General features: G+C 57.0%; 16 protein-coding genes. 5 read left to right on the forward strand and 11 right to left on the reverse strand.

All coding sequences use genetic code 11. The annotated features are described in order from the left end of the window. Nucleotides 1-11 precede the first annotated feature (11 nt). Entirely contained in the window at nucleotides 12-692 is a 681-nt protein-coding gene (gene gntX, locus ABIB18_RS12215) for a DNA utilization protein GntX (RefSeq protein ID WP_031375649.1), read from the reverse strand. Between the two features lie 34 nt (nucleotides 693-726). On the opposite strand from gntX, the gene bioH reads away from it, so the two are divergent. Both bioH and ABIB18_RS12225 read left to right on the forward strand, forming a co-directional pair. Next, nucleotides 727-1,503 carry a pimeloyl-ACP methyl ester esterase BioH gene (gene bioH, locus ABIB18_RS12220; protein ID WP_354474208.1) on the forward strand — a complete coding sequence of 259 codons (777 nt, stop codon included), beginning with the start codon at nucleotides 727-729 and terminating at the stop codon, nucleotides 1,501-1,503. Between the two features lie 168 nt (nucleotides 1,504-1,671). Beyond that, nucleotides 1,672-1,941 carry a YdgH/BhsA/McbA-like domain containing protein gene (locus tag ABIB18_RS12225; RefSeq protein ID WP_031375651.1) on the forward strand — a complete coding sequence of 90 codons (270 nt, stop codon included), beginning with the start codon at nucleotides 1,672-1,674 and terminating at the stop codon, nucleotides 1,939-1,941. On the opposite strand, the gene ABIB18_RS12230 is transcribed toward ABIB18_RS12225, so the two are convergent. From ABIB18_RS12230 to yjbE, 4 genes are all read right to left on the reverse strand, one after another. After that, the gene (locus ABIB18_RS12230) at nucleotides 1,942-3,627 is read right to left on the reverse strand and encodes a sugar phosphorylase (protein WP_069729419.1); all 1,686 of its coding nucleotides are present in this window, start codon (nucleotides 3,625-3,627) and stop codon (nucleotides 1,942-1,944) included. A 127-nt stretch (nucleotides 3,628-3,754) separates the two neighbouring features. Then, nucleotides 3,755-6,082 (reverse strand): Tex family protein, encoded by a 2,328-nt coding sequence (locus tag ABIB18_RS12235; protein ID WP_069729418.1) that lies wholly within the window; start codon nucleotides 6,080-6,082, stop codon nucleotides 3,755-3,757. Nucleotides 6,083-6,182: 100 nt separating this feature from the next. Beyond that, complete coding sequence (gene greB / locus ABIB18_RS12240) at nucleotides 6,183-6,659, reverse strand: transcription elongation factor GreB (RefSeq protein ID WP_031375653.1); 477 nt, start codon at nucleotides 6,657-6,659, stop codon at nucleotides 6,183-6,185. Between the two features lie 187 nt (nucleotides 6,660-6,846). Further along, nucleotides 6,847-7,089: an exopolysaccharide production protein YjbE gene (gene yjbE / locus ABIB18_RS12245; RefSeq protein WP_031375654.1), complete on the reverse strand. Its 243-nt coding sequence runs from the start codon at nucleotides 7,087-7,089 to the stop codon at nucleotides 6,847-6,849. A 535-nt stretch (nucleotides 7,090-7,624) separates the two neighbouring features. On the opposite strand from yjbE, the gene ompR reads away from it, so the two are divergent. Both ompR and envZ read left to right on the forward strand, forming a co-directional pair. Further along, nucleotides 7,625-8,344, forward strand: a complete 720-nt coding sequence (gene ompR, locus ABIB18_RS12250; RefSeq protein WP_001157751.1) for an osmolarity response regulator transcription factor OmpR — start codon at nucleotides 7,625-7,627, stop codon at nucleotides 8,342-8,344. Further along, a complete protein-coding gene (gene envZ / locus ABIB18_RS12255) occupies nucleotides 8,341-9,708 on the forward strand; it encodes a two-component system sensor histidine kinase EnvZ (RefSeq protein ID WP_031375655.1) in 1,368 nt (455 codons plus the stop codon). The genes ompR and envZ overlap by 4 nt, the downstream gene beginning before the upstream one ends. A gap of 37 nt (nucleotides 9,709-9,745) precedes the next feature. Here envZ and pckA read toward each other — a convergent pair whose 3' ends face one another. The 5 genes from pckA to ABIB18_RS12280 all read right to left on the reverse strand — a co-directional run bounded on the left by pckA (nucleotide 9,746) and on the right by ABIB18_RS12280 (nucleotide 15,889). Next, entirely contained in the window at nucleotides 9,746-11,365 is a 1,620-nt protein-coding gene (pckA, locus tag ABIB18_RS12260) for a phosphoenolpyruvate carboxykinase (ATP) (RefSeq protein WP_069729417.1), read from the reverse strand. A 352-nt stretch (nucleotides 11,366-11,717) separates the two neighbouring features. Beyond that, nucleotides 11,718-12,584 carry an Hsp33 family molecular chaperone HslO gene (gene hslO / locus ABIB18_RS12265; RefSeq protein ID WP_031375657.1) on the reverse strand — a complete coding sequence of 289 codons (867 nt, stop codon included), beginning with the start codon at nucleotides 12,582-12,584 and terminating at the stop codon, nucleotides 11,718-11,720. Nucleotides 12,585-12,634: 50 nt separating this feature from the next. Further along, nucleotides 12,635-13,036, reverse strand: coding sequence for a ribosome-associated heat shock protein Hsp15 (hslR, locus tag ABIB18_RS12270; RefSeq protein WP_031375658.1), 402 nt, complete (start codon nucleotides 13,034-13,036; stop codon nucleotides 12,635-12,637). A 13-nt stretch (nucleotides 13,037-13,049) separates the two neighbouring features. After that, nucleotides 13,050-13,700 carry a GMP/IMP nucleotidase gene (gene yrfG / locus ABIB18_RS12275; RefSeq protein WP_031375659.1) on the reverse strand — a complete coding sequence of 217 codons (651 nt, stop codon included), beginning with the start codon at nucleotides 13,698-13,700 and terminating at the stop codon, nucleotides 13,050-13,052. 53 nt (nucleotides 13,701-13,753) lie between these two features. Beyond that, nucleotides 13,754-15,889: an intracellular growth attenuator family protein gene (locus ABIB18_RS12280; RefSeq protein WP_354474209.1), complete on the reverse strand. Its 2,136-nt coding sequence runs from the start codon at nucleotides 15,887-15,889 to the stop codon at nucleotides 13,754-13,756. 390 nt (nucleotides 15,890-16,279) lie between these two features. Between ABIB18_RS12280 and nudE the strand changes: the two genes are divergently transcribed. Continuing rightward, nucleotides 16,280-16,846, forward strand: coding sequence for an ADP compounds hydrolase NudE (nudE, locus tag ABIB18_RS12285; RefSeq protein WP_031375661.1), 567 nt, complete (start codon nucleotides 16,280-16,282; stop codon nucleotides 16,844-16,846). A 76-nt stretch (nucleotides 16,847-16,922) separates the two neighbouring features. Here nudE and mrcA read toward each other — a convergent pair whose 3' ends face one another. Continuing rightward, a complete protein-coding gene (gene mrcA, locus ABIB18_RS12290; protein ID WP_031375662.1) occupies nucleotides 16,923-19,466 on the reverse strand; it encodes a peptidoglycan glycosyltransferase/peptidoglycan DD-transpeptidase MrcA in 2,544 nt (847 codons plus the stop codon). Nucleotides 19,467-19,501: the final 35 nt, after the last annotated feature.

Here is a 19,501-nt window from a genome sequence, read left to right on the forward strand (position 1 = left end):
TCAATGACGCTCTACAAGGTACGGCACAGGCACCAGATCTGCACGCTGGCCGCTCCCTGCGCCAGTAACAGGCGACTGATTTCTTCTACCGTGCTGCCGGTGGTGACCACGTCATCCAGCAGGGCGATATGGCGTCCGTGCACCGCCATTTCAAGGCGGAAGGCACCGCGAAGGTTTCTGCGGCGCTGGCGGGCGTTCAACTGATGCTGTAACGCCCCCTGTCGCTGACGATGTAATCCCATCCCCCGCTCGCAACCCAGCCAGTGCGCCAGCGGCGCGGCCAGCAGATCGGTTTGATTGTAGCCGCGCTGCCAGCATCGTCGCGGGTGCAGCGGGACCGACAGTAGCAGGTCAGGGCGTGGCAGGTTGCCACGTCGGTAGCTATCCTGCCAGCTTAGCAAAAGCAGCCGCGCCAGCATCACCCTGAGTGCGGTAACGCGAGAAAATTTGAGCTGATTAACCCAGCGACTGAACGGCGGACGGTAGCTGTTTACGCAGATCAGCGCCTGCCACGGCGGCGGCTTCAGCAGACAGCGTCCGCAGGGCAGCCGCAGGTTACCGGCTGGCAATCCGCAGCGCGGGCAGAGCCGCGGCAGGGCGGGCAGCTGACGTAAACAGAGGCTGCACAGGCCGTGTTGCGCGATTCGCAACGGCAACCGGCATAGCCAACACAGGGCAGGCATTGATAGCATAGCGACCTCCTTATCACTTTCGGGATAGTAACTGATGACGTCGCTTTACTGGCACACCTGTGGAACAGGGAATGTGGATCTTGTGCTACTGCACGGATGGGGACTGAATGCGGAAGTCTGGCAAAGCATGATTCCGCGGCTCAGCCCGCACTATCGCCTGCATCTGGTCGATCTGCCTGGCTATGGCCGCAGCCAGGCGTTTGGCGCGCTGACGCTGGACGAAATGGCGCAGAAGTTACTGCCGATGCTGCCTCCGCAGGCGATCGTCGCAGGCTGGTCGCTGGGCGGTCTGGTGGCAACCCAGCTGGCGCTGACCGCGCCGCAACGGCTGCGTGCGCTGATTACCGTGGCATCCTCTCCCTGTTTTACCGCCAATGCAGAGTGGCCAGGTATTAAACCCGACACGCTGCAAAATTTTCAGCAGCTGCTCAGCAATGATTTTCAGCGCACGGTCGAGCGCTTTCTGGCGCTGCAAACCCTGGGAACAGAGACCGCCCGGGCCGATGCGCGCCGCCTGAAAGAGGTGGTGCTGTCGCAGCCAATGCCGTCGGTGGCGGTGCTGGATAGCGGACTGGATATTTTGCGGCAGGTCGATCTGCGCAGCGCGTTGCCGCAGATATCGCTGCCGTTCCTGCGGCTGTACGGCGCACTGGATGGTTTAGTGCCGCGCAGCATTGCTGCTCGCCTTGATCAGACGCTGCCCGCTTCGCCTTCGCGGGTGATAGACAAAGCCGCCCACGCGCCTTTTATTTCCCATCCGGAGGCGTTTTGTCAGCAGATTATGAATTTCATCAACGATTTGCCGACATAATTGCGCCGGTGACTGGCAAATTTGCCGGTAGCGGCAATACTTCTCTTCGTGAGCAAGGCCGCTGCATTTTTATGTGATTAGTCACGGAGGACTATGCCGTTCCATATAGCCTTACGCGTTTCGCGGCTGCTTACATCTCACAATGGACCATGAATGAGGGTAAACATAATGAAGGTTTTTAAATGGGTTGTGGCTTCAATGATGATGGGCGCGATTTCATTTTCTGCGATGGCGGCGAAAGAGGTCACCAAAGAAGAAGTTAAGAAGATGAACCTGCAGAAGATTGGTACGGTCAATACCACGGCGGAAACCACCTCGCCAATGGATGCGAAAAAAGTGCTGTCGCAGCTTGCAGATGAGAAAGGGGGCAAATATTACCTGGTCATCGCGGGCCGTGAGCACGGTAAATTCAGCGCCACGGCTGACGTCTATAAATAATTAGCGTAACCACATAAACTGCCAGGCATCCAGCCTCACCGGCTGGGTGCCATCAACCTTCCTGCCACTCACCACATCCTGCAAGGTATGCGCCACCGGCAACCGGGTCTCAACCGGACGCCCGCCGAGATTAAACACGCACAGCAGTCCGTCACCGCTTTCTGGCTGATGCCGCCGCATCACCAGCAGCGCATTTTCGCTGTCGTAGAGCGTCATCGGGTTATCGGGATGAAACGCCGGCTGACGACGACGCAGCTGAATCAGCTTACCCAGATGGGTATAGATTTGCTGGCGCAGCCAGTCACCTCCTGCCAGCGCTGCCTCAATCTCTTTTAAAGGGTACTTCTGACGATTAATTGCCCGGTTATGTCCTGCCGCCCGCACGCCATCATAGTGGTTGCGTGAGCCGAGAATGCTCTGGATGTAGATAGCCGGCACGCCGGGGAAGGCCAGCAAAATGGCATGCGCCAGTAAAAATCGCTGCAGGCGGGTCGCGTCATCATCGGTTTCGCGGTTTAACGCATCCAGGTAGGTGACGTTGATTTCATACGGGCTGGTGCTGCCGTCCGGGTTGTTTTTATAGGAGACCAGCGCGCCCTCCAGCGCCAGATCGCGCACCAGCGCCACAATCTCCACCTCGCTCAGAATGCCGCGCGCCGGATTCAGCCCGATACCGTCGTGCGACGCCAGGAAGTTGAAGAAGGTGGTGTCATTACTGCTGAGATCGAGGCTGCTGGCCCACTGTCGCAGTGCGCGCGCCGAGCCGGTGTGGATGCCGTGCAGCACCAGCGGTGGCAGTGAAAACTGGTAGACCATCTGCGCCTCATCATGGCCGTTGCCCAGATAGCTGATGTTGTCCTGATGCGGCACATTGGTCTCGGTGATAATCACCGTGCCCGGCGCGACAATATCGGCGATGGCGCGGAACAGTTTGACCAGCTGATGGGTCTTTTCCAGATGAATGCAGCGGGTGCCGGGCGTTTTCCACATGTAGCCCACCGCATCCAGCCGCACATAATCCGCCCCGCGCTTCAGGTAGTCGAGCAGTACGTTGACCATGCGCAGCAGCACCATCGGATTGGCGAAGTTGAGGTCAATCTGATCGGCGCTAAAGGTGGTCCAGATAAAGCGGGTCTCGCCATCGGCCATCTGAAACGGCGTCAGCAGCGGTGAAGTGCGCGGGCGGGTTACCGCGCTGAGATCGGTGGCGGGCGGCATGCTGATAAAGAAGTCATCCCAGCCCGGGTCCTGCGCCAGAAAGTGTCTGAACCACGCGCTGTGCGACGACATATGGTTACAGACAAAATCAAACATCAGCCGGGTTTCCTGATGCAGCCGCGCCACATCCTGCCAGTCGCCACACAGCGGATCGACCTGATGATAATCAATCACCGAGAAGCCATCGTCAGACGACCAGGGGAAGAACGGCAGCAGGTGCACCAGCGGGAAAATAGACTGCAGGTGCTGCTGATAGAAACGGGAAAAGGTGCTGAGCGTCGGCTTATCGGCTTCGCGAAACTGATCGGCGTAGCTGATCAGCACCACGTCCTGCTCATCCCAGTGCGCTTTACGCGGCAGCTTGATGACATCGCGCGCTTGCGCAATATCCGCCAGCAGCTGAGTACGCATTGCCGCGGGAAAAGTGCCAGCATAAATCTTATCGATTAGATCGGTGATCGTTTCCATCGTGAGTTGGGTGCCACAGCAGGTGTTGTTTTTATGACAGGCGTCTTTCTAGCGTAGCGCTATGGCAGGGATTTTCCACTGAGGGAGTGAGATTGAAAGGGGGGCAAGCTGCGCCCCCCTGAAAAAGCTAGCGTTTCTTACCGAATGCGGCGGCCAGCGCATCGCCCATCGCGCTGTTACCGGCTGGCTGGCTGGCCGGACGAGGACGTCCTTTACCACCGGCGGGCCGTTTGTCGTCGCGCGGCGCGGCGTTTTTCGCTCCGCCACGGGCGTTGCCTTCACCGGGCTGCTCATCCAGACGCATCGTCAGGGCAATTCGCTTGCGCGGCAGGTCGACTTCCATCACCTTCACTTTGACGATATCGCCCGCCTTCACCACCTGGTGAGGATCGTCGACGAAGCGGTCGGAGAGTGACGAGATGTGTACCAGACCATCCTGATGCACTCCGATATCGACGAATGCGCCGAAGTTGGTGACGTTGGTTACCGCACCTTCCAGAATCATGCCCGGCGTCAGGTCATTCAGCGTTTCGACGCCTTCAGCAAACTGCGCAGTTTTGAATTCAGGACGCGGGTCGCGGCCCGGCTTCTCCAGCTCTTTCATGATGTCAGTTACGGTCGGTAAACCGAAACGCTCATCGGTGAAATCGTGGGCGCGCAGATTACGCAGGCTACCAGGGTTGCCCATCAGGTCGCTCAGCGCCTGTTCGGTGGCGGCCAGAATCCGCTCCACCACCGGATAGGCTTCCGGGTGGACGGTCGAGGCATCAAGCGGGTTGTCGCCATGATTGATGCGCAGGAAGCCGGCACACTGTTCAAAGGCTTTCGGGCCCAGACGGCTGACTTTCAGCAGCTGCTGGCGATTCTGGAACCGGCCGTTCTCATCACGCCAGCCGACAATATTCTGCGCCATCATTCGCGTCAGACCGGCAACGCGGGTCAGCAGGGGCACCGACGCGGTATTCAGATCCACACCGACGGCGTTCACACAGTCTTCCACCACCGCATCCAGTTTCTTCGCCAGCTGACTCTGACTGACGTCATGCTGGTACTGGCCGACACCGATCGATTTCGGGTCGATCTTCACCAGCTCCGCCAGCGGATCCTGCAGACGCCGCGCAATGGAGACTGCGCCGCGCAGCGAAACATCAAGATCCGGGAACTCCAGCGCCGCCAGTTCAGACGCCGAGTACACCGAGGCGCCGGCTTCGCTGACAATCACTTTCTGCGCCGTGACCTGCGGGAACTGCTGTTGCAGATCGAGGAAGAAACGCTCGGTTTCGCGCGACGCGGTACCGTTGCCAATCGCCACCAGCTCAACCTGATGTTTGATGCAGAGCGCGGCCACGGCAGCGGCCGCTTTCGCCGTCTGGCCGGTGTGTGGATAAACGGTATCGGTCGCCACCAGTTTGCCGGTCGCATCCACTACCGCCACTTTGACACCGGTACGCAGACCCGGATCGAGGCCCATGGTGGCGCGCATGCCAGCTGGTGCCGCCATCAGCAGATCGTGCAGGTTGCGGGCGAAAACGTTGATCGCTTCATCTTCAGCACGCTCGCGTACCGTGCCCATCAGCTCGGTTTCCAGATGCAGCATCACCTTGATGCGCCAGGTCCAGCTCACCACCGCTTTACGCCAGCTGTCCGCCGGGGCGTTATTCAGACGCAGGTTAAGGTGCTCGGCAATCAGCGTTTCGCCATGGCTTTCACGTGGTGCTTCATCGAACTGCGGATCGGCGTTGAGCGACAGCTGCAGTACGCCTTCATTACGGCCACGCAGCATCGCCAGCGCACGGTGTGACGGCACGCTGCTCAGCGCTTCATGGTGATCAAAATAGTCGCGGAACTTGGCACCCGCTTCTTCTTTACCTTCCACCACGCGCGAAACCAGATGGGCATTCTTCCACAGGTAGTTACGCACTTTCGCCAGCAGGGCGGCATCTTCGGCGAAACGCTCCATCAGGATATAGCGGGCGCCATCCAGCGCGGCGCGCACGTCAGCCACGCCTTTATCGGCGTCGACGTAGCGTTCAGCCAGCTGTTCAGGCGAGTGGGACGGATCCTGCCATAAGGTGTCGGCCAGCGGTTCCAGACCGGCTTCAATCGCGATCTGACCACGGGTGCGGCGTTTCGGTTTATAGGGCAGGTATAGATCTTCAAGCTCGGTCTTGCTGAGGGTGGTATTGATGGCGCGAGCAAGGTCGTCGGTGAGTTTACCCTGCTCGTCAATCGACTTCAGAATCGACTGACGGCGCTCTTCAAGTTCACGCAGATAGCTGAGGCGGGTTTCCAGCTGGCGCAGTTGGGTATCATCCAGCCCACCGGTGACCTCTTTACGATAACGTGCGATAAACGGCACGGTATTCCCTTCATCTAACAGGCGAACGGCGGCATCAACTTGCTCTGCCCGCGCCTGTAGCTCACTGGCAATTATCTGGCTCAGAACTTTCATCATCAGGACTGTCTTGCTTTCCGGGTTGAGAAATAGCGGACAGTTATACGGATTGATGGTTGAAATTGCCAGAGATGCGGCCGGCTTTCAGCGATATTCTGAATCACCCTTCCTGATAGCGGATTTCATTGACATACCACAGCGCCGGACCGGCTGGCGTCTCGACGGTAGCGGCATCACCAACCTCTTTTTTCAGCAACGCGCGTGCCATCGGCGAGTCTATGGAGATGTAATCTTTGCGGCCGAAAATCTCATCATAACCCACAATGCGAAAGCGCTTAACGTCACCGTCATCGTTTTCAATTTCGACCCAGGCACCAAAGAACACTTTGCCATCCTGCTGCGGCGAATAGTCTACGATGCGCAACTGTTCCAGACTTTTGGTCAGGTAACGTACGCGACGATCAATTTCACGCAGGCGCTTTTTGTTGTACTGATAATCGGCGTTTTCACTGCGATCGCCGAGGCTGGCAGCCCAGGTGACTTTTTTGGTCACTTCCGGTCGCTCTTCACGCCACAGGTAGTCGAGTTCTGCTTTCAGCTTATCGAAGCCTTCGCGGGTAATCAGTCGGGTTTTCATGCTGCATTGGCCAGAAAGAATCAAAGAGCGTCAGTGTAAGGCAAAGGGGGCGTGGCAAAAAAGAGTCGGGGAACGGGTTTTAAAAGTCTAAAAACCCACGTTGACTTCCCCGGCGGCGAAAAGGGTGGCTGCAAAAACGTGTTCTGAAGCCGATAGTGACTGAAGCCAATAAAGCAGAGGGTAAAAATTATTTTCCGGCGTGGGTCGCCGTGGTCGTCGAGGTGCTGCCGTGTCCGTCACCGCCGCCACCGGCGGTAGCCAGTGCGACACCGAGCAGGGCGGCAACCGCGCCGACGCCGATGGCATTAGAGTTCCCTTGTGCAGTGGTGGTCGCCTGAGCGCCCGCCGCTTCACCTGTAGCGATAGCTGCGTAAGTTGGGCTGACGCTGCCAAATGCCAGCGCGCTCAGCAGTAAAATTGTTTTTTTCATTGTGTTATCCCCGTTGAGACGTCAATTGATGCCAGAGCAGTCTGGTTGAAATTTTCCGGGGCGAAAAGTTGGCTTTACTGATTGATTTAATGAACTTTATTTTTAACTGGCCTTGCTAAAGGCGTCGGTCAAAATAATCCGAGAGAAGTCTGGCGGGAATAAACGGTTTGCTAGAATTTTATGCTGCGAAAGCGGCAATGTTGTAGATTATCTGGAGCTAATCAATAATGATGGCTGATGTTTAAGTCAAATTCTCTGTTAACCTGCTGAATTTGCTGGCTGAATAAAAACTGGCGCGTTTCTGACGCCAGCGATGAAGAGAAATCAGAGCGATATTTCGGAATTGCCGTAATTCTGTTATTCAGGCTGAAAAGCGGTTATATCCCGGTGCTGATGCGGTTAAATTAAATATAAGCTGCTGTTTAATATGCTTTGTAACAATTTCGGCTAGAATATAAACCATTAATGACTGTCACTATAAGGCATCTTTTTTTAACAATGTTGGCTCAGGCAATAGCGCCTTTGGGAGTTGAAAATGCAAGAGAACTACAAAATTCTGGTCGTCGATGATGATATGCGTCTGCGTGCACTGCTTGAACGCTATCTCACCGAGCAGGGCTTTCAGGTGCGCAGTGTTGCTAACGCCGAGCAGATGGACCGTTTGTTAACCCGTGAATCTTTTCATCTGATGGTGCTCGACCTGATGTTACCTGGCGAAGATGGCCTGTCGATCTGTCGCCGTCTGCGCAGCCAGAGCAACCCGATGCCAATCATTATGGTAACCGCCAAGGGCGAAGAAGTGGATCGCATCGTCGGGCTGGAAATCGGCGCGGATGACTACATCCCGAAACCGTTTAACCCGCGTGAACTGCTGGCCCGTATCCGGGCGGTGCTGCGTCGTCAGGCCAATGAACTGCCGGGTGCGCCTTCACAGGAAGAGGCGGTCATCGCCTTTGGTAAGTTCAAGCTCAACCTCGGTACCCGTGAGATGTTCCGCGAAGATGAGCCAATGCCACTCACCAGCGGCGAGTTCGCGGTGCTGAAAGCGCTGGTCAGCCATCCACGTGAGCCGCTGTCGCGCGATAAGCTGATGAACCTGGCACGTGGCCGCGAATACAGCGCCATGGAACGTTCGATCGACGTACAGATCTCCCGCCTGCGTCGTATGGTGGAAGAGGACCCGGCGCATCCGCGTTATATCCAGACCGTCTGGGGCCTGGGCTACGTCTTTGTACCGGACGGCAGTAAAGCATGAGGCGACTGCGCTTCTCGCCACGCAGTTCGTTTGCCCGCACCTTGCTGTTGATCGTTACCCTGCTGTTTGTCAGCCTGGTAACGACCTACCTGGTGGTGCTGAACTTCGCCATTCTTCCCAGTCTGCAACAGTTCAATAAGGTGCTGGCCTACGAAGTGCGTATGCTGATGACCGACCGGTTGCAGCTGGAAGATGGCACGCAGCTGGAAGTGCCACCGGCGTTTCGCCGGGAAATCTACCGCGAACTGGGGATCTCGCTCTATACCAATGCAGCAGCAGAAGAGAGCGGATTGCGATGGGCGCAGCACTATGAATTCCTGAGCGAGCAGATGGGCCAGCAGCTTGGCGGTCCTACCGACGTGCGGGTTGAAGTTAATAAGAACTCCCCGGTAGTGTGGCTGAAAACCTGGCTGTCACCTGACATCTGGGTGCGGGTGCCGCTGACCGAAATCCATCAGGGCGATTTTTCGCCGCTGTTCCGCTACACCCTGGCGATTATGCTGCTGGCGATCGGCGGCGCCTGGCTGTTTATTCGCATTCAGAACCGACCGCTGGTCGATCTGGAGCATGCCGCCTTGCAGGTCGGACGCGGCATTATTCCGCCGCCGCTGCGCGAATATGGCGCCTCGGAGGTGCGTTCGGTCACCCGTGCCTTTAACCAGATGGCGGCAGGCGTGAAGCAACTGGCCGACGATCGCACCCTGCTGATGGCGGGCGTCAGCCATGATTTGCGTACTCCGCTGACCCGCATCCGTCTCGCCACCGAGATGATGAGCGAGCAGGATGGCTATCTGGCAGAGTCGATTAATAAAGATATCGAAGAGTGCAACGCCATCATCGAGCAGTTCATCGACTATCTGCGTACCGGTCAGGAGATGCAGACCGAGCGCGCCGATCTCAACAGCGTGCTGGGCGAGGTGGTGGCCGCTGAGAGCGGATATGAACGTGAGATTGAAAATGCGGTGATGCCGGAAGAGCTGATGCTGGATATCAATCCGCTGTCGATCAAACGCGCGCTGGCGAACCTGGTGGTTAACGCGGCGCGGTACGGTAATGGCTGGATCAAGGTCAGTAGCGGACGGGAACTGCATCGCGCCTGGTTTCAGGTGGAAGATGATGGTCCGGGCATCAAGCCGGATCAGCTGGCGCATCTGTTCCAGCCGTTTGTGCGCGGTGATAGCGCCCGCAGCACCAGCGGTACCGGGCTGGGGCTGGCGATTGTGCAGCGTATTATCGATGCGCATCAGGGATCGCTGGAGATTGGTGAGAGTGAACGCGGCGGGTTACGGATCCGTGCCTGGCTGCCGTTAGTTGAAACTCTGGCGCTGAGCCACAACAACAGCAGCAACAGCGTTTCAGGCTAAAAAAACCGGCGCGGGCAGGGTGCCGCGCCGGTTTTTTTTAGCGTTGCGGACCGGCTTTGACCAGCGCCGCACCGGCTTCGTTATCGGTATATTTGGCGAAGTTATCAATAAACCGCTGCGCCAGACCCTCGGCTGCTGCGGTCCACTGCTCCTCGCTTTCCCAGCTGCGACGCGGATCGAGCGTATCGGCATTCAGCTCACCCAGACTCACCGGCATCTGCAGATTAAAAATCGGCAGCGTTTCTGTCGGTGCATCATCCAGTTCACCGGCCAGAATCGCATTGATAATGGCGCGGGTGTTCTTCAGAGAGATACGTTTGCCGCTGCCGTTCCAGCCGGTGTTAACCAGATAAGCCTGCGCCCCGGCCGCTTCCATCCGCTTCACCAGCACTTCGGCGTACTGCGTCGGATGCAGCGTCAGGAACGCCGCGCCGAAGCAGGCAGAGAAGGTCGGCGTCGGCTCAGTCACACCGCGCTCGGTACCGGCCAGCTTGGCGGTAAAGCCCGACAGGAAATGATACTGAGTCTGCTCAGGGGTCAGGCGGGAGACCGGTGGCAGCACGCCAAAGGCATCGGCGGTCAGGAAGATCACCTTCTTCGCGTGGCCCGCTTTGGAGACCGGCCGCACGATGTTGTCGATATGGTCGATCGGGTAAGAGACGCGGGTATTTTCGGTTTTACTGCCGTCGGCGTAATCGACGCTGCCATCTTCGCGCACCACCACATTCTCCAGCAGCGCATTGCGGCGAATCGCATGGTAGATCTCCGGCTCGGCCTGCTCAGAGAGGTTGATGGTTTTGGCGTAGCAGCCACCCTCGAAGTTAAACACCCCGTCGTCATCCCAGCCGTGCTCATCATCGCCAATCAGCTGACGCTGTGGATCGGTGGAGAGCGTGGTTTTGCCGGTGCCGGACAGGCCAAAGAACACCGCAACGTCGCCCGCTTTGCCGACGTTGGCGGAACAGTGCATAGAAGCAATGCCTTTCAGCGGCAGCAGGTAGTTCATCACCGCGAACAGCCCTTTTTTCATCTCGCCGCCGTACCAGGTTCCGCCGATCAACTGCATCCGCTCGGTCAGGTTGAAGGCAACGAAATTCTCTGAATGCAGCCCCTGCGCCTGCCAGTCCGGGTTGGTGCATTTCGCGCCGTTCATCACCACGAAGTCGGGGGTAAAGCTGGCCAGCTCCGCCTCATCCGGCTGGATAAACATGTTTTTCACGAAGTGCGCCTGCCAGGCCACCTCGGTGACGAAGCGTACGCTCAGGCGGGAGTCGGCATTGGCCCCGCAGAAGGCATCCACCACAAACAGGCGCTTGCCGGAAAGCTGCCGGGTAACGCACGCTTTCAGCGCGTTCCAGGTCTCCTGCGACAGCGGCTGATTATCGTTTTTGCCGGTGCCCTGATCGTTCCACCACAGGGTATCGCGCGTAGTGTCGTCACGCACAATGTACTTATCCTTTGGCGATCGCCCGGTGAAAATCCCGGTATCCACGGCAATCGCGCCGCTCTGCGTCAGGGTGCCACGTGCAAAACCATCGAGGTCCGGGCGTGTCTCTTCCTGAAACAGCGTGTCGTAATCAGGGTTGTAGACCACTTCCGTGGTATCCACGATGCCCAAAGCGGCAAGGTCTTGCGAGGTCAGGCCGTTAACGCGCATTTTACTGCTCCTTAAATCGGTGTCTGTTCTGCAAAGCAGAGATAGGTTGGGATCGTGCCGCCCGGCACCCTTCATTGAGGGTTAACAGCCCGTCGCCAGCTTGCCGCATCCGAAAAGCAGGCCGGTTCAGGCATCTGCCTCTGGATTATGGGCGGCTGCACGATCGCGCGCAGTTTACTCCTCTGCGTTTCGGGAAAAAGTCTGGTGATCTAAAAATGCGACTCAGGGCGCGTTAAGACTATGTTTCGAACGTTTTGAAGATGTTATGAAAGTAAAAAAAGATAATTTCTCAAGAAAATTATGGGGATAGGCGGAGCGGGGCGGGAAAGGGCGGCTAAAGCCGCCCGATAAATCAGTGCAGACGGTCGTTGTTTTCCAGCGAATGGCTACGGATGCCGGCAATATCGACAGCATCAAACACGTAGTTTGAGCCGCAGTAATCACAGTGCATATCGATTTTGCCATCTTCCGCGATGATCTCATCGACCTCTTCCTGCGGCAGCGTTTTCAGGACTTCGCCACAGCGCTCACGCGAGCAGGTGCATTTGTAGATTACCGGCTGCGGATCGTAGAGGGTCGCTTCTTCCTGATGGTAGAGACGCCACAGTACCTCATTGGCCGGCAGATCGATCAGCTCGTCGGTTTTGATGGTTTCGGTCAGCGTTGCCAGATGGTCGAACGCTTCTTTCTCCGTCTCCTGCGCTGGCATAACCTGCAGCAGGATACCGGCTGCGCCTTTCTCGCTGGTGCGGATAAACAGCCGCGTCGGCAGCTGCTCTGAGCGCATGAAGTAATCTTCCAGGCATTCGGCCAGCGTCTCGCCTTCCAGCCCGACCACGCCCTGATAGCGTTCACCTTTCTCCGGAGAGATGGTGATCACCAGATAGCCGTTGCCGACCATGCTTTTCAGCGTGCTGTCGGCCGGAATGTCGCCTTTAATCCGCGCCACGCCGCGCAGCTCCTGATTGTTGTTGCCGTTAATTACCGCCAGCGACAACGGACCGTCACCCTGCAGCTGCACGGTGATTTCGCCGTCAAACTTCAGCGTGGCGGTCAGCAGGCTGGTTGCCACCAGCATCTCACCCAGCAGGGTATTCACCGCGGCCGGATAGTCGTGGTTCTTCACGGTTTCGCGCCAGGTGTTAGAGACGTTCACCAGCTCGCCACGTACCGCGGCATTTTCAAACAGATAACGGTGCAGTTGATCCTGGACTGACATATTTTTTTCTCTCGTTGGGGCGGGGCGGTGACGCGTCAGTTAAGACGGCGCTACTCATCGCCCGATAATTTAAACTTCATCAAATCGCGACGCTCTTTCTTATCAGGTCGCCGATCGGGATGTGGCATCGTCAGGGCATTCATCTTGCGCGCCTGCGCCACTTTCTCGCGTTTTTCGATGCTGGCATCCGTTTCCCGATAGAGCTGCTGGGCTTCACTGGCCGGGCGGCGTTGATTACTGATTTCCACCACCACCACCGTCCGTTCATCGTTGCCCTGGCGGAGTGTCAGCTCTGCATTCAGCTCCACCAGCTTGCCGGGTTTGCTGCGCTGACCGTTGTAATGCACCTTGCCGCCTTCAATCATCTCGCGCGCCAGCGCACGGGTTTTATAAAAGCGGGCTGCCCACAGCCACTTATCGAGGCGCACGCCTTCGCTGCTTTTCTCTTTCATTGCTGCTCCTGACTCAGATCAGCGTCTGGTAATCGCTCACCGCGACGTGACGCTCGAAGATTTGCTCAGGACGGCCCGAATCGGGATTACTTACGCCTAAGCACCAGCCGATGCCGGCTAACTTCGCCGCATCCAGAATCACTTCGCTGTCATCGATAAACAGCGTACGCCGTGCGCAATAGCCGGTGTGCTGTTGTACCGCCTGCCATAAACGTTGGTCTTCTTTCGGATACCCAAAGGTATGGGTAGAAAGTAATAAATCAAGGTGTGGCGCTAAACCTGTCTGCGCCAGTTTGACGTCCAGATTGTAAGGATGCGCATTGGTGAGCAGGATGGTGCGCTTGCCTGCGCGTCGCAGTGCCTGCAGAAACGGCAGCGTATCGGCACGAAGCGCCACGCGGCTGCGCAGTTCCCAGGTCATGGTGCGGATATCCAGCGCCAGTGCCTGCGCCCAGTAATCCAGACAATACCAGTTTAGCGTATGAGCTACGGCCTGATACTTTTCCGCGATGATCTGTTCCGCCTCATCCGGCGTGATGCCGCGTTGCTGGCTGAGGATGGCAGGCACATGCTCCAGCCAGAAGTGACGGTCAAACGCCAAATCCAGCAGCGTGCCGTCCATATCCAGCAGTACGGTATCAATCTCAGACCAGTCGACGATCATGGTGTCTCACCCTGTAAAAAACCGGGCGACAGGGTAGCACAGAAGGGCAGGGCTCAGAATAACGAGCGCACACCCTGCAAAGTGCCGAGGTTATGGTTGAAGCACTTGTCGTAATAGTGCTGGATATCGGTCATCCGCTGACGATTACGGTGCATGCGGCGCAGCGCCAGCAGACCGTTGATCACTGCGCAGGTAACCAGCACCAGCAGCAGCAGGGCGGTGCCGAGATAACGCCACTGCGCCATCGCATCCGGCTCATTATGCAGCGCGATGTGGCGGGTGCCGTTGGCATCGGTCGACAGGCTGGTGATAATGCCGCTGGCGCTGAACGGCGTGTGCAGCAGCATAGCGGACATACGCTGCAGCTCGCGCCACTGAGACGGCGGATCGAGGTCAAACAGGGAAACGCTCGGCTGAGGCTGATTCACCAGCTGGCGACCCTCATCGCTGACAATCAGGAAACCGCCTGGCGGTGGGCTGTTAAGGTTTTCCGCCGCGCGCCGGGTTTCACGAAAGAAGAAGGTCGAGGTGGCGGTATTCACCAGGTTTTCCAGCGCCTCGGCACTGACCGGACGCAGCAGCACATTCATACCGTTCAGCTGACCCGAGTCGGCCCGGCGCACCAGCGCTTCCCAGTCTTTCGCGTTGCCTAAATTGACCAGTGCGTTCTTTAACCGCACGCAATCCTGCGGCTGATTACACAAATCCTGCGTCTTCATCACCAGATCGGAGAAGTCATCCAGCAGGATCATGCCGGATTTCTGAATCGCGGAGGCCAGCTGCGGGTTCAGTTTCGGATCGGTGTTGGTTTCCGGGTGCAGCTGCCGTGTCGTGGTCTCCAGCAGGGCGGCGGCCTTGTCGATGATGTCCGACTGCGGCTGCGGCAGAGGCGTCGCGTTATTCCAGTAGACCGCCGAGCAGTCGAACGGCATAAAGGCGTAATTACGGTTGCTCTGATAATTGTCAGGCACCGAACACATGCCGGTGCCGGTGACCTTGAGGCTATCGCCGATATTCAGCGGCACGCTGCTGAGCTTATCAACGCTGCTCACTTCCAGACTGTCGGTGCCTTTAGCCCAGGCCAGGCTGAGTTTGATCGGCATGCTGAGCGGGATCCAGGTCACCAGCAGGGCCAGCACCGCCAGCGAACCACAGGCCAGCACCACGTTTTTACGCCAGCGCTGGATGGGAAAGTTTTTCACTTCATCCTGCAGCGAAAGGAACCGGCCCTGACGCACCACCTGACGGTTCAGGTAGATTTCCACATCGGTAACCTGACCGAGATCGTGCGCCACATAAGGTTGCCAGTGCGGCGGATAGGCGAGGTCGATAATCCCCAGCGTGATGTTGCTCTGTTCCTGATTAGACTCGCTGAACAGGCCCCAGCGCTTCGGCGCGCCGCGCAGACAGTGAATATCACGCAGGCCGCGTTCACCAGGAACCCGATAGAGCAGCCACAGGCTGGCGGCGATCATCGCTGCGCCAGCCAGCACCAGCCAGATCATCAGGGTGGCCGGCACCAGCAGGCTGAAGAAGAATAACAACAGGGCGAGCGAGATAATGACCGCTTCACGGGTGCCATCCGGACGCGACAGACGATACTCTTCCGGCGTCTCTTTACGCACCTTAAGCAGCTCAACGCTCTCGGTTTCCGCTTTGCGGATCGACGCATTGGTCGAGACCGGACGCATCAGCGTCGGCAGGCTTTGTTGATCAACAGCGTAATCGACCAGCGAATGACCGTTTAGGGAGATTACCAGCGGGATCGATTGGGTTCGGATCAGTTCAACGTAGTTTTCATCGGTGATGTACTGCTCCCACAGCGGCGGCAGATGAACTTCGACTTCATCGAGGTAGTAGCGCCATTTATGGGGATCGTCGGTCGACAGGCCGTAGCGGGTAATCGCACGGGTGACCGGATAGACGTTATTACTTTGTGCGGTCAGGGTCAGACGTTCAGGCGCGGCGCGTTTGCCCGTTGTAACGATAGTGCGCGGCTGCTTTTCCAGCGCAGCGACATACTTATCGACCGCCTTACGCTCCTGATCAGACAGTTTGCGGCAGGGCGGACTGATAAATGGCAGTGGTTTCGCCAACGGCGGACGATGCCGCATAGCGTACCAAAACCCAATGCCTGCCAGAATTGAACAGGTTAGCACTATGGCCAATATCGTAAAGATTGTGCTCATACTCTGCTCAACTCAGCCAAAATGCTGTCTTCACTTTAAACTTACGCTCCCGGATACGCCCATTATTTAAGACAAATTATGGGGGGTTAAACAACTCTGACGAGTCAAGCATACAAAAAAATAGTACTGAAAATCATTAAATTAGCATTTGTTAAACCCTGCCTTGCCCGAATGGTAACCGTCTCAGACTGAATTAAATATCGGTATTATCTGAAACTGATCGGGGTGTATTGACTAATGCAAATTTTTTCATACTGATAACCACAAGGGGGTAGTGGCTAACCGTAAACGGCGTAACGACAACCTCATGGTCTGACTGTCGCACAATTGTCTGCGGTTAGGTATGCTAATTCGTTCCTGAGAGCCGGCGCAGTAAAGTTTGAGGCTGATATGAAAAACCCGTTAAAAAAACCTGACATCCTCAATGTAACAGCCGTGGCGCGTTCACGATTGTTTACCATCGAAGCGGTCGATCTGGCCTTTAGCAATGGTGCGCGGCGCGTTTATGAGCGGATGAAACCCTCAGAACGTGAGGCGGTCATGATTGTGCCGATCATTGATGACCATCTTATTCTGATTCAGGAATATGCCGTGGGGCTGGAAAGCTATGAACTGGGCTTTCCCAAAGGGCTGATCGATGCCGGTGAGTCAGTTAATCAGGCTGCCGACCGCGAACTTAAAGAAGAAGTGGGCTTTGGCGCAGGTCAGCTGACCCCGCTGGGCAAGCTGACGATGGCACCCTCCTACTTTTCCAGCAAAATGAACATCGTGATTGCTGAAGGGCTGTATGCCGAAAAGCTGGAAGGGGATGAACCAGAACCGCTGATCGTGCATCGCTGGCCGCTGAGCGACATGTTGTCACTGTTACAGGAGCCTGATTTCCGTGAGGCGCGTAACGTCAGTGCACTGTTTATGGCGCGCGAATGGCTGGTGAAGCAGGGGCGTCTGGGTTACTGAGTCAGACCTACTGAGTAAAACATTCTGCATAAAAAAAGGCCGACATCTGTCGGCCTTTTATGATCTGCGTTGCACATCAGAACAGTTCGTGGCTCTGGCCATTATCCATAATGGTGGTGCCGACATCATGTACCGAATATTCGGTTGGCTGAGTCCCTTCGATGAAGTATTCCTGACGGGTGTTGCCACCGCCGTTCGCCAGCTTGCCGGTACTGCGATCGATGGTCACCGTGACAATGCCTTCTGGCGGCGTTAACGGCTGCACCGGCACGCCATCCAGCGCACTCTTCATAAATTCATCCCATGCTGGCTGCGCGCTCTTCGCACCGCCTTCATAGCCTGAAATCTGATCGGGGATCGCGCCTGACAGCGTGCTGCGGCCCAGATTGCGGCGGGCATCGTCAAAGCCAATCCACACTGAGGTCACCACACCCGGACCGTAACCGGAGAACCAGGCATCTTTCGAGCTGTTGGTGGTACCGGTTTTACCGCCGATGTCATTACGCTTGAGATCACGACCGGCGCGCCAGCCGGTACCCATCCAGCCTGGCTCGCCGAAGATATTCGAGTTCAGCGCGCTCTTGATCAGGAAGGTCAGCGGCGTGTTGATCACGTGCGGTGCATAGTTGCCCTGCTCAGGCGGGGTGGGCACCTGCTCCAGTTCGGGCTGTGGCACCGCCTGATTCTGGTTTTTATCGGATGCCGCCACGTTTTCAACGCTCTCTTCGTTCAGTGCCAGCGCTTTTTTGGTATCGCCGTAGATCACCGGCAGATTGCACTGCGGACAGGCAATTTTCGGTTTCTCTTCAAACACTACGCCGCCCTGTTCATTCTCGATGCGGGTGATGAAGTAAGGGTCGACCAGGAATCCGCCGTTAGCCATCACTGAGTAGCCGCGAACCACCTGTAACGGCGTAAACGAGGCCGCACCCAGCGCCAGCGACTCGGTATGCACGATGTTTTGCGCCGGGAAGCCGAAACGCTGCAGATACTCTGCGGCATAATCGACGCCCATTGCCCGCATCGCACGTACCATCACCACGTTCTTCGACTGGCCTAAGCCCTGACGCAGACGAATCGGGCCATCATAGGTTGGCGGGGAGTTTTTCGGCCGCCAGTCAGCACCGGCACCGGCATCCCAGCGTGAAATCGGCACGTCATTAAGAATCGAAGCCAGCGTCAGGCCACGATCCATCGCGGCGGTATACAGGAAAGGTTTGATGTTCGAACCCACCTGACGCAGCGCCTGAGTCGCACGGTTAAACATGCTCTGGTTGAAATCGAACCCGCCGACCAGCGCACGCACTGCGCCGTCGTTCGGATCGAGTGAGACCAGTGCGGAGTTCACATCCGGAACCTGACCCAGCCACCATGCATCGTCGACCTTGCGCACCCAGATCTGCTGGCCGGGCTGTAATACCTGGCTGACGCTTTTCGGCGTTGGGCCCTGCACGGTGTCAGACTTATAAGGACGGGCCCAGCGAACGCCCGCTAAGGTCAGCGAGACATTGCTGCCATCTTTCATCATCACGGTCGCCTCATCGCTCCGTGCTTCGGTGACGACCGCCGGCTGAAGCGGGCCGTAGACCGGCAGCGTCTTCAGCGCTTTCTCGATCCGCGCCTGATCCCACGCCGGTTCGCCAACTTTCCACAGCACGCTGGTCGGGCCGCGATAGCCATGACGCATGTCGTAAGCCATCACGTTATTGCGCACCGAGGTCTGTGCCGCCTGCTGCAGGCGACGGGTCACCGTGGTGTAAACCTTGTAACCGTCGGTATAGGCATTTTCACCGTACCGTTTCACCATCTCCTGACGCACCATCTCGCTGAGATAAGGGGCGGAGAAGGCGATTTCCGGACCATGATACTTCGCCACCAGTGGCGTATTACGCGCCTCGTCGTACTGCTGCTGGGTGATGTAATGCTGATCCAGCATGCGCGCCAGCACCACGTTGCGACGTGATAAGGCGCGGCTGTGCGAGTAAAGCGGGTTGAACGTCGAAGGCGCTTTCGGCAGACCGGCAATCATCGCCATTTCACTCAGCGACAGCTGATCGACCGGCTTACCAAAATAGACCTGCGAGGCAGCACCGACGCCGTAGGCGCGATAGCCGAGGTAAATTTTATTGAGGTAGAGCTCAAGAATTTCATCTTTATTCAGCAGCTGCTCAATACGAATCGCCAGAAACGCTTCCTTTATTTTACGCATCAGCGTGCGTTCCGGACTCAGGAAGAAGTTACGTGCTAACTGTTGAGTAATGGTACTGGCGCCCTGTGAGGCGTGGCCCGACACCAGCGCAATGCTGGCGGCACGGAAGATGCCGACCGGATCGACGCCATGATGCTCATAAAAACGGCTATCTTCAGTCGCAATAAACGCTTTCACCATCTCAGGCGGGACTTGCTGCAGCTTTAAAGGAATACGGCGCATTTCACCGTACTGCGCGATCAAATCGCCCTCAGCGCTGTAAACCTGCATCGGCGTTTGCAGACGCACATCTTTCAGCGTGTTCACATCGGGCAACTGTGGCTCTATGTATTTGTACAAACCATAAATCGAGCCTGCTCCCAACAACATGCAACACACTGCAAGGATCAATAAATACTTTACGAACTTCACCTGGAATTTCCCATCTGTTGTCGTTTGAGCAGTTT

It is taken from the genome of Pantoea sp. UYEF8 (assembly GCF_040546285.1).
GTDB lineage: Bacteria > Pseudomonadota > Gammaproteobacteria > Enterobacterales > Enterobacteriaceae > Pantoea > Pantoea brenneri.

What these genes read in the sequence shown, in the direction of transcription:
- gntX (WP_031375649.1), bottom strand. Translation starts at nt 692, where the DNA reads ATGCTATCAATGCCTGCCCTGTGTTGGCTATGCCGGTTGCCGTTGCGA.
- bioH (WP_354474208.1), top strand. Translation starts at nt 727, where the DNA reads ATGACGTCGCTTTACTGGCACACCTGTGGAACAGGGAATGTGGATCTT.
- ABIB18_RS12225 (WP_031375651.1), top strand. Translation starts at nt 1,672, where the DNA reads ATGAAGGTTTTTAAATGGGTTGTGGCTTCAATGATGATGGGCGCGATT.
- ABIB18_RS12230 (WP_069729419.1), bottom strand. Translation starts at nt 3,627, where the DNA reads ATGGAAACGATCACCGATCTAATCGATAAGATTTATGCTGGCACTTTT.
- ABIB18_RS12235 (WP_069729418.1), bottom strand. Translation starts at nt 6,082, where the DNA reads ATGATGAAAGTTCTGAGCCAGATAATTGCCAGTGAGCTACAGGCGCGG.
- greB (WP_031375653.1), bottom strand. Translation starts at nt 6,659, where the DNA reads ATGAAAACCCGACTGATTACCCGCGAAGGCTTCGATAAGCTGAAAGCA.
- yjbE (WP_031375654.1), bottom strand. Translation starts at nt 7,089, where the DNA reads ATGAAAAAAACAATTTTACTGCTGAGCGCGCTGGCATTTGGCAGCGTC.
- ompR (WP_001157751.1), top strand. Translation starts at nt 7,625, where the DNA reads ATGCAAGAGAACTACAAAATTCTGGTCGTCGATGATGATATGCGTCTG.
- envZ (WP_031375655.1), top strand. Translation starts at nt 8,341, where the DNA reads ATGAGGCGACTGCGCTTCTCGCCACGCAGTTCGTTTGCCCGCACCTTG.
- pckA (WP_069729417.1), bottom strand. Translation starts at nt 11,365, where the DNA reads ATGCGCGTTAACGGCCTGACCTCGCAAGACCTTGCCGCTTTGGGCATC.
- hslO (WP_031375657.1), bottom strand. Translation starts at nt 12,584, where the DNA reads ATGTCAGTCCAGGATCAACTGCACCGTTATCTGTTTGAAAATGCCGCG.
- hslR (WP_031375658.1), bottom strand. Translation starts at nt 13,036, where the DNA reads ATGAAAGAGAAAAGCAGCGAAGGCGTGCGCCTCGATAAGTGGCTGTGG.
- yrfG (WP_031375659.1), bottom strand. Translation starts at nt 13,700, where the DNA reads ATGATCGTCGACTGGTCTGAGATTGATACCGTACTGCTGGATATGGAC.
- ABIB18_RS12280 (WP_354474209.1), bottom strand. Translation starts at nt 15,889, where the DNA reads ATGAGCACAATCTTTACGATATTGGCCATAGTGCTAACCTGTTCAATT.
- nudE (WP_031375661.1), top strand. Translation starts at nt 16,280, where the DNA reads ATGAAAAACCCGTTAAAAAAACCTGACATCCTCAATGTAACAGCCGTG.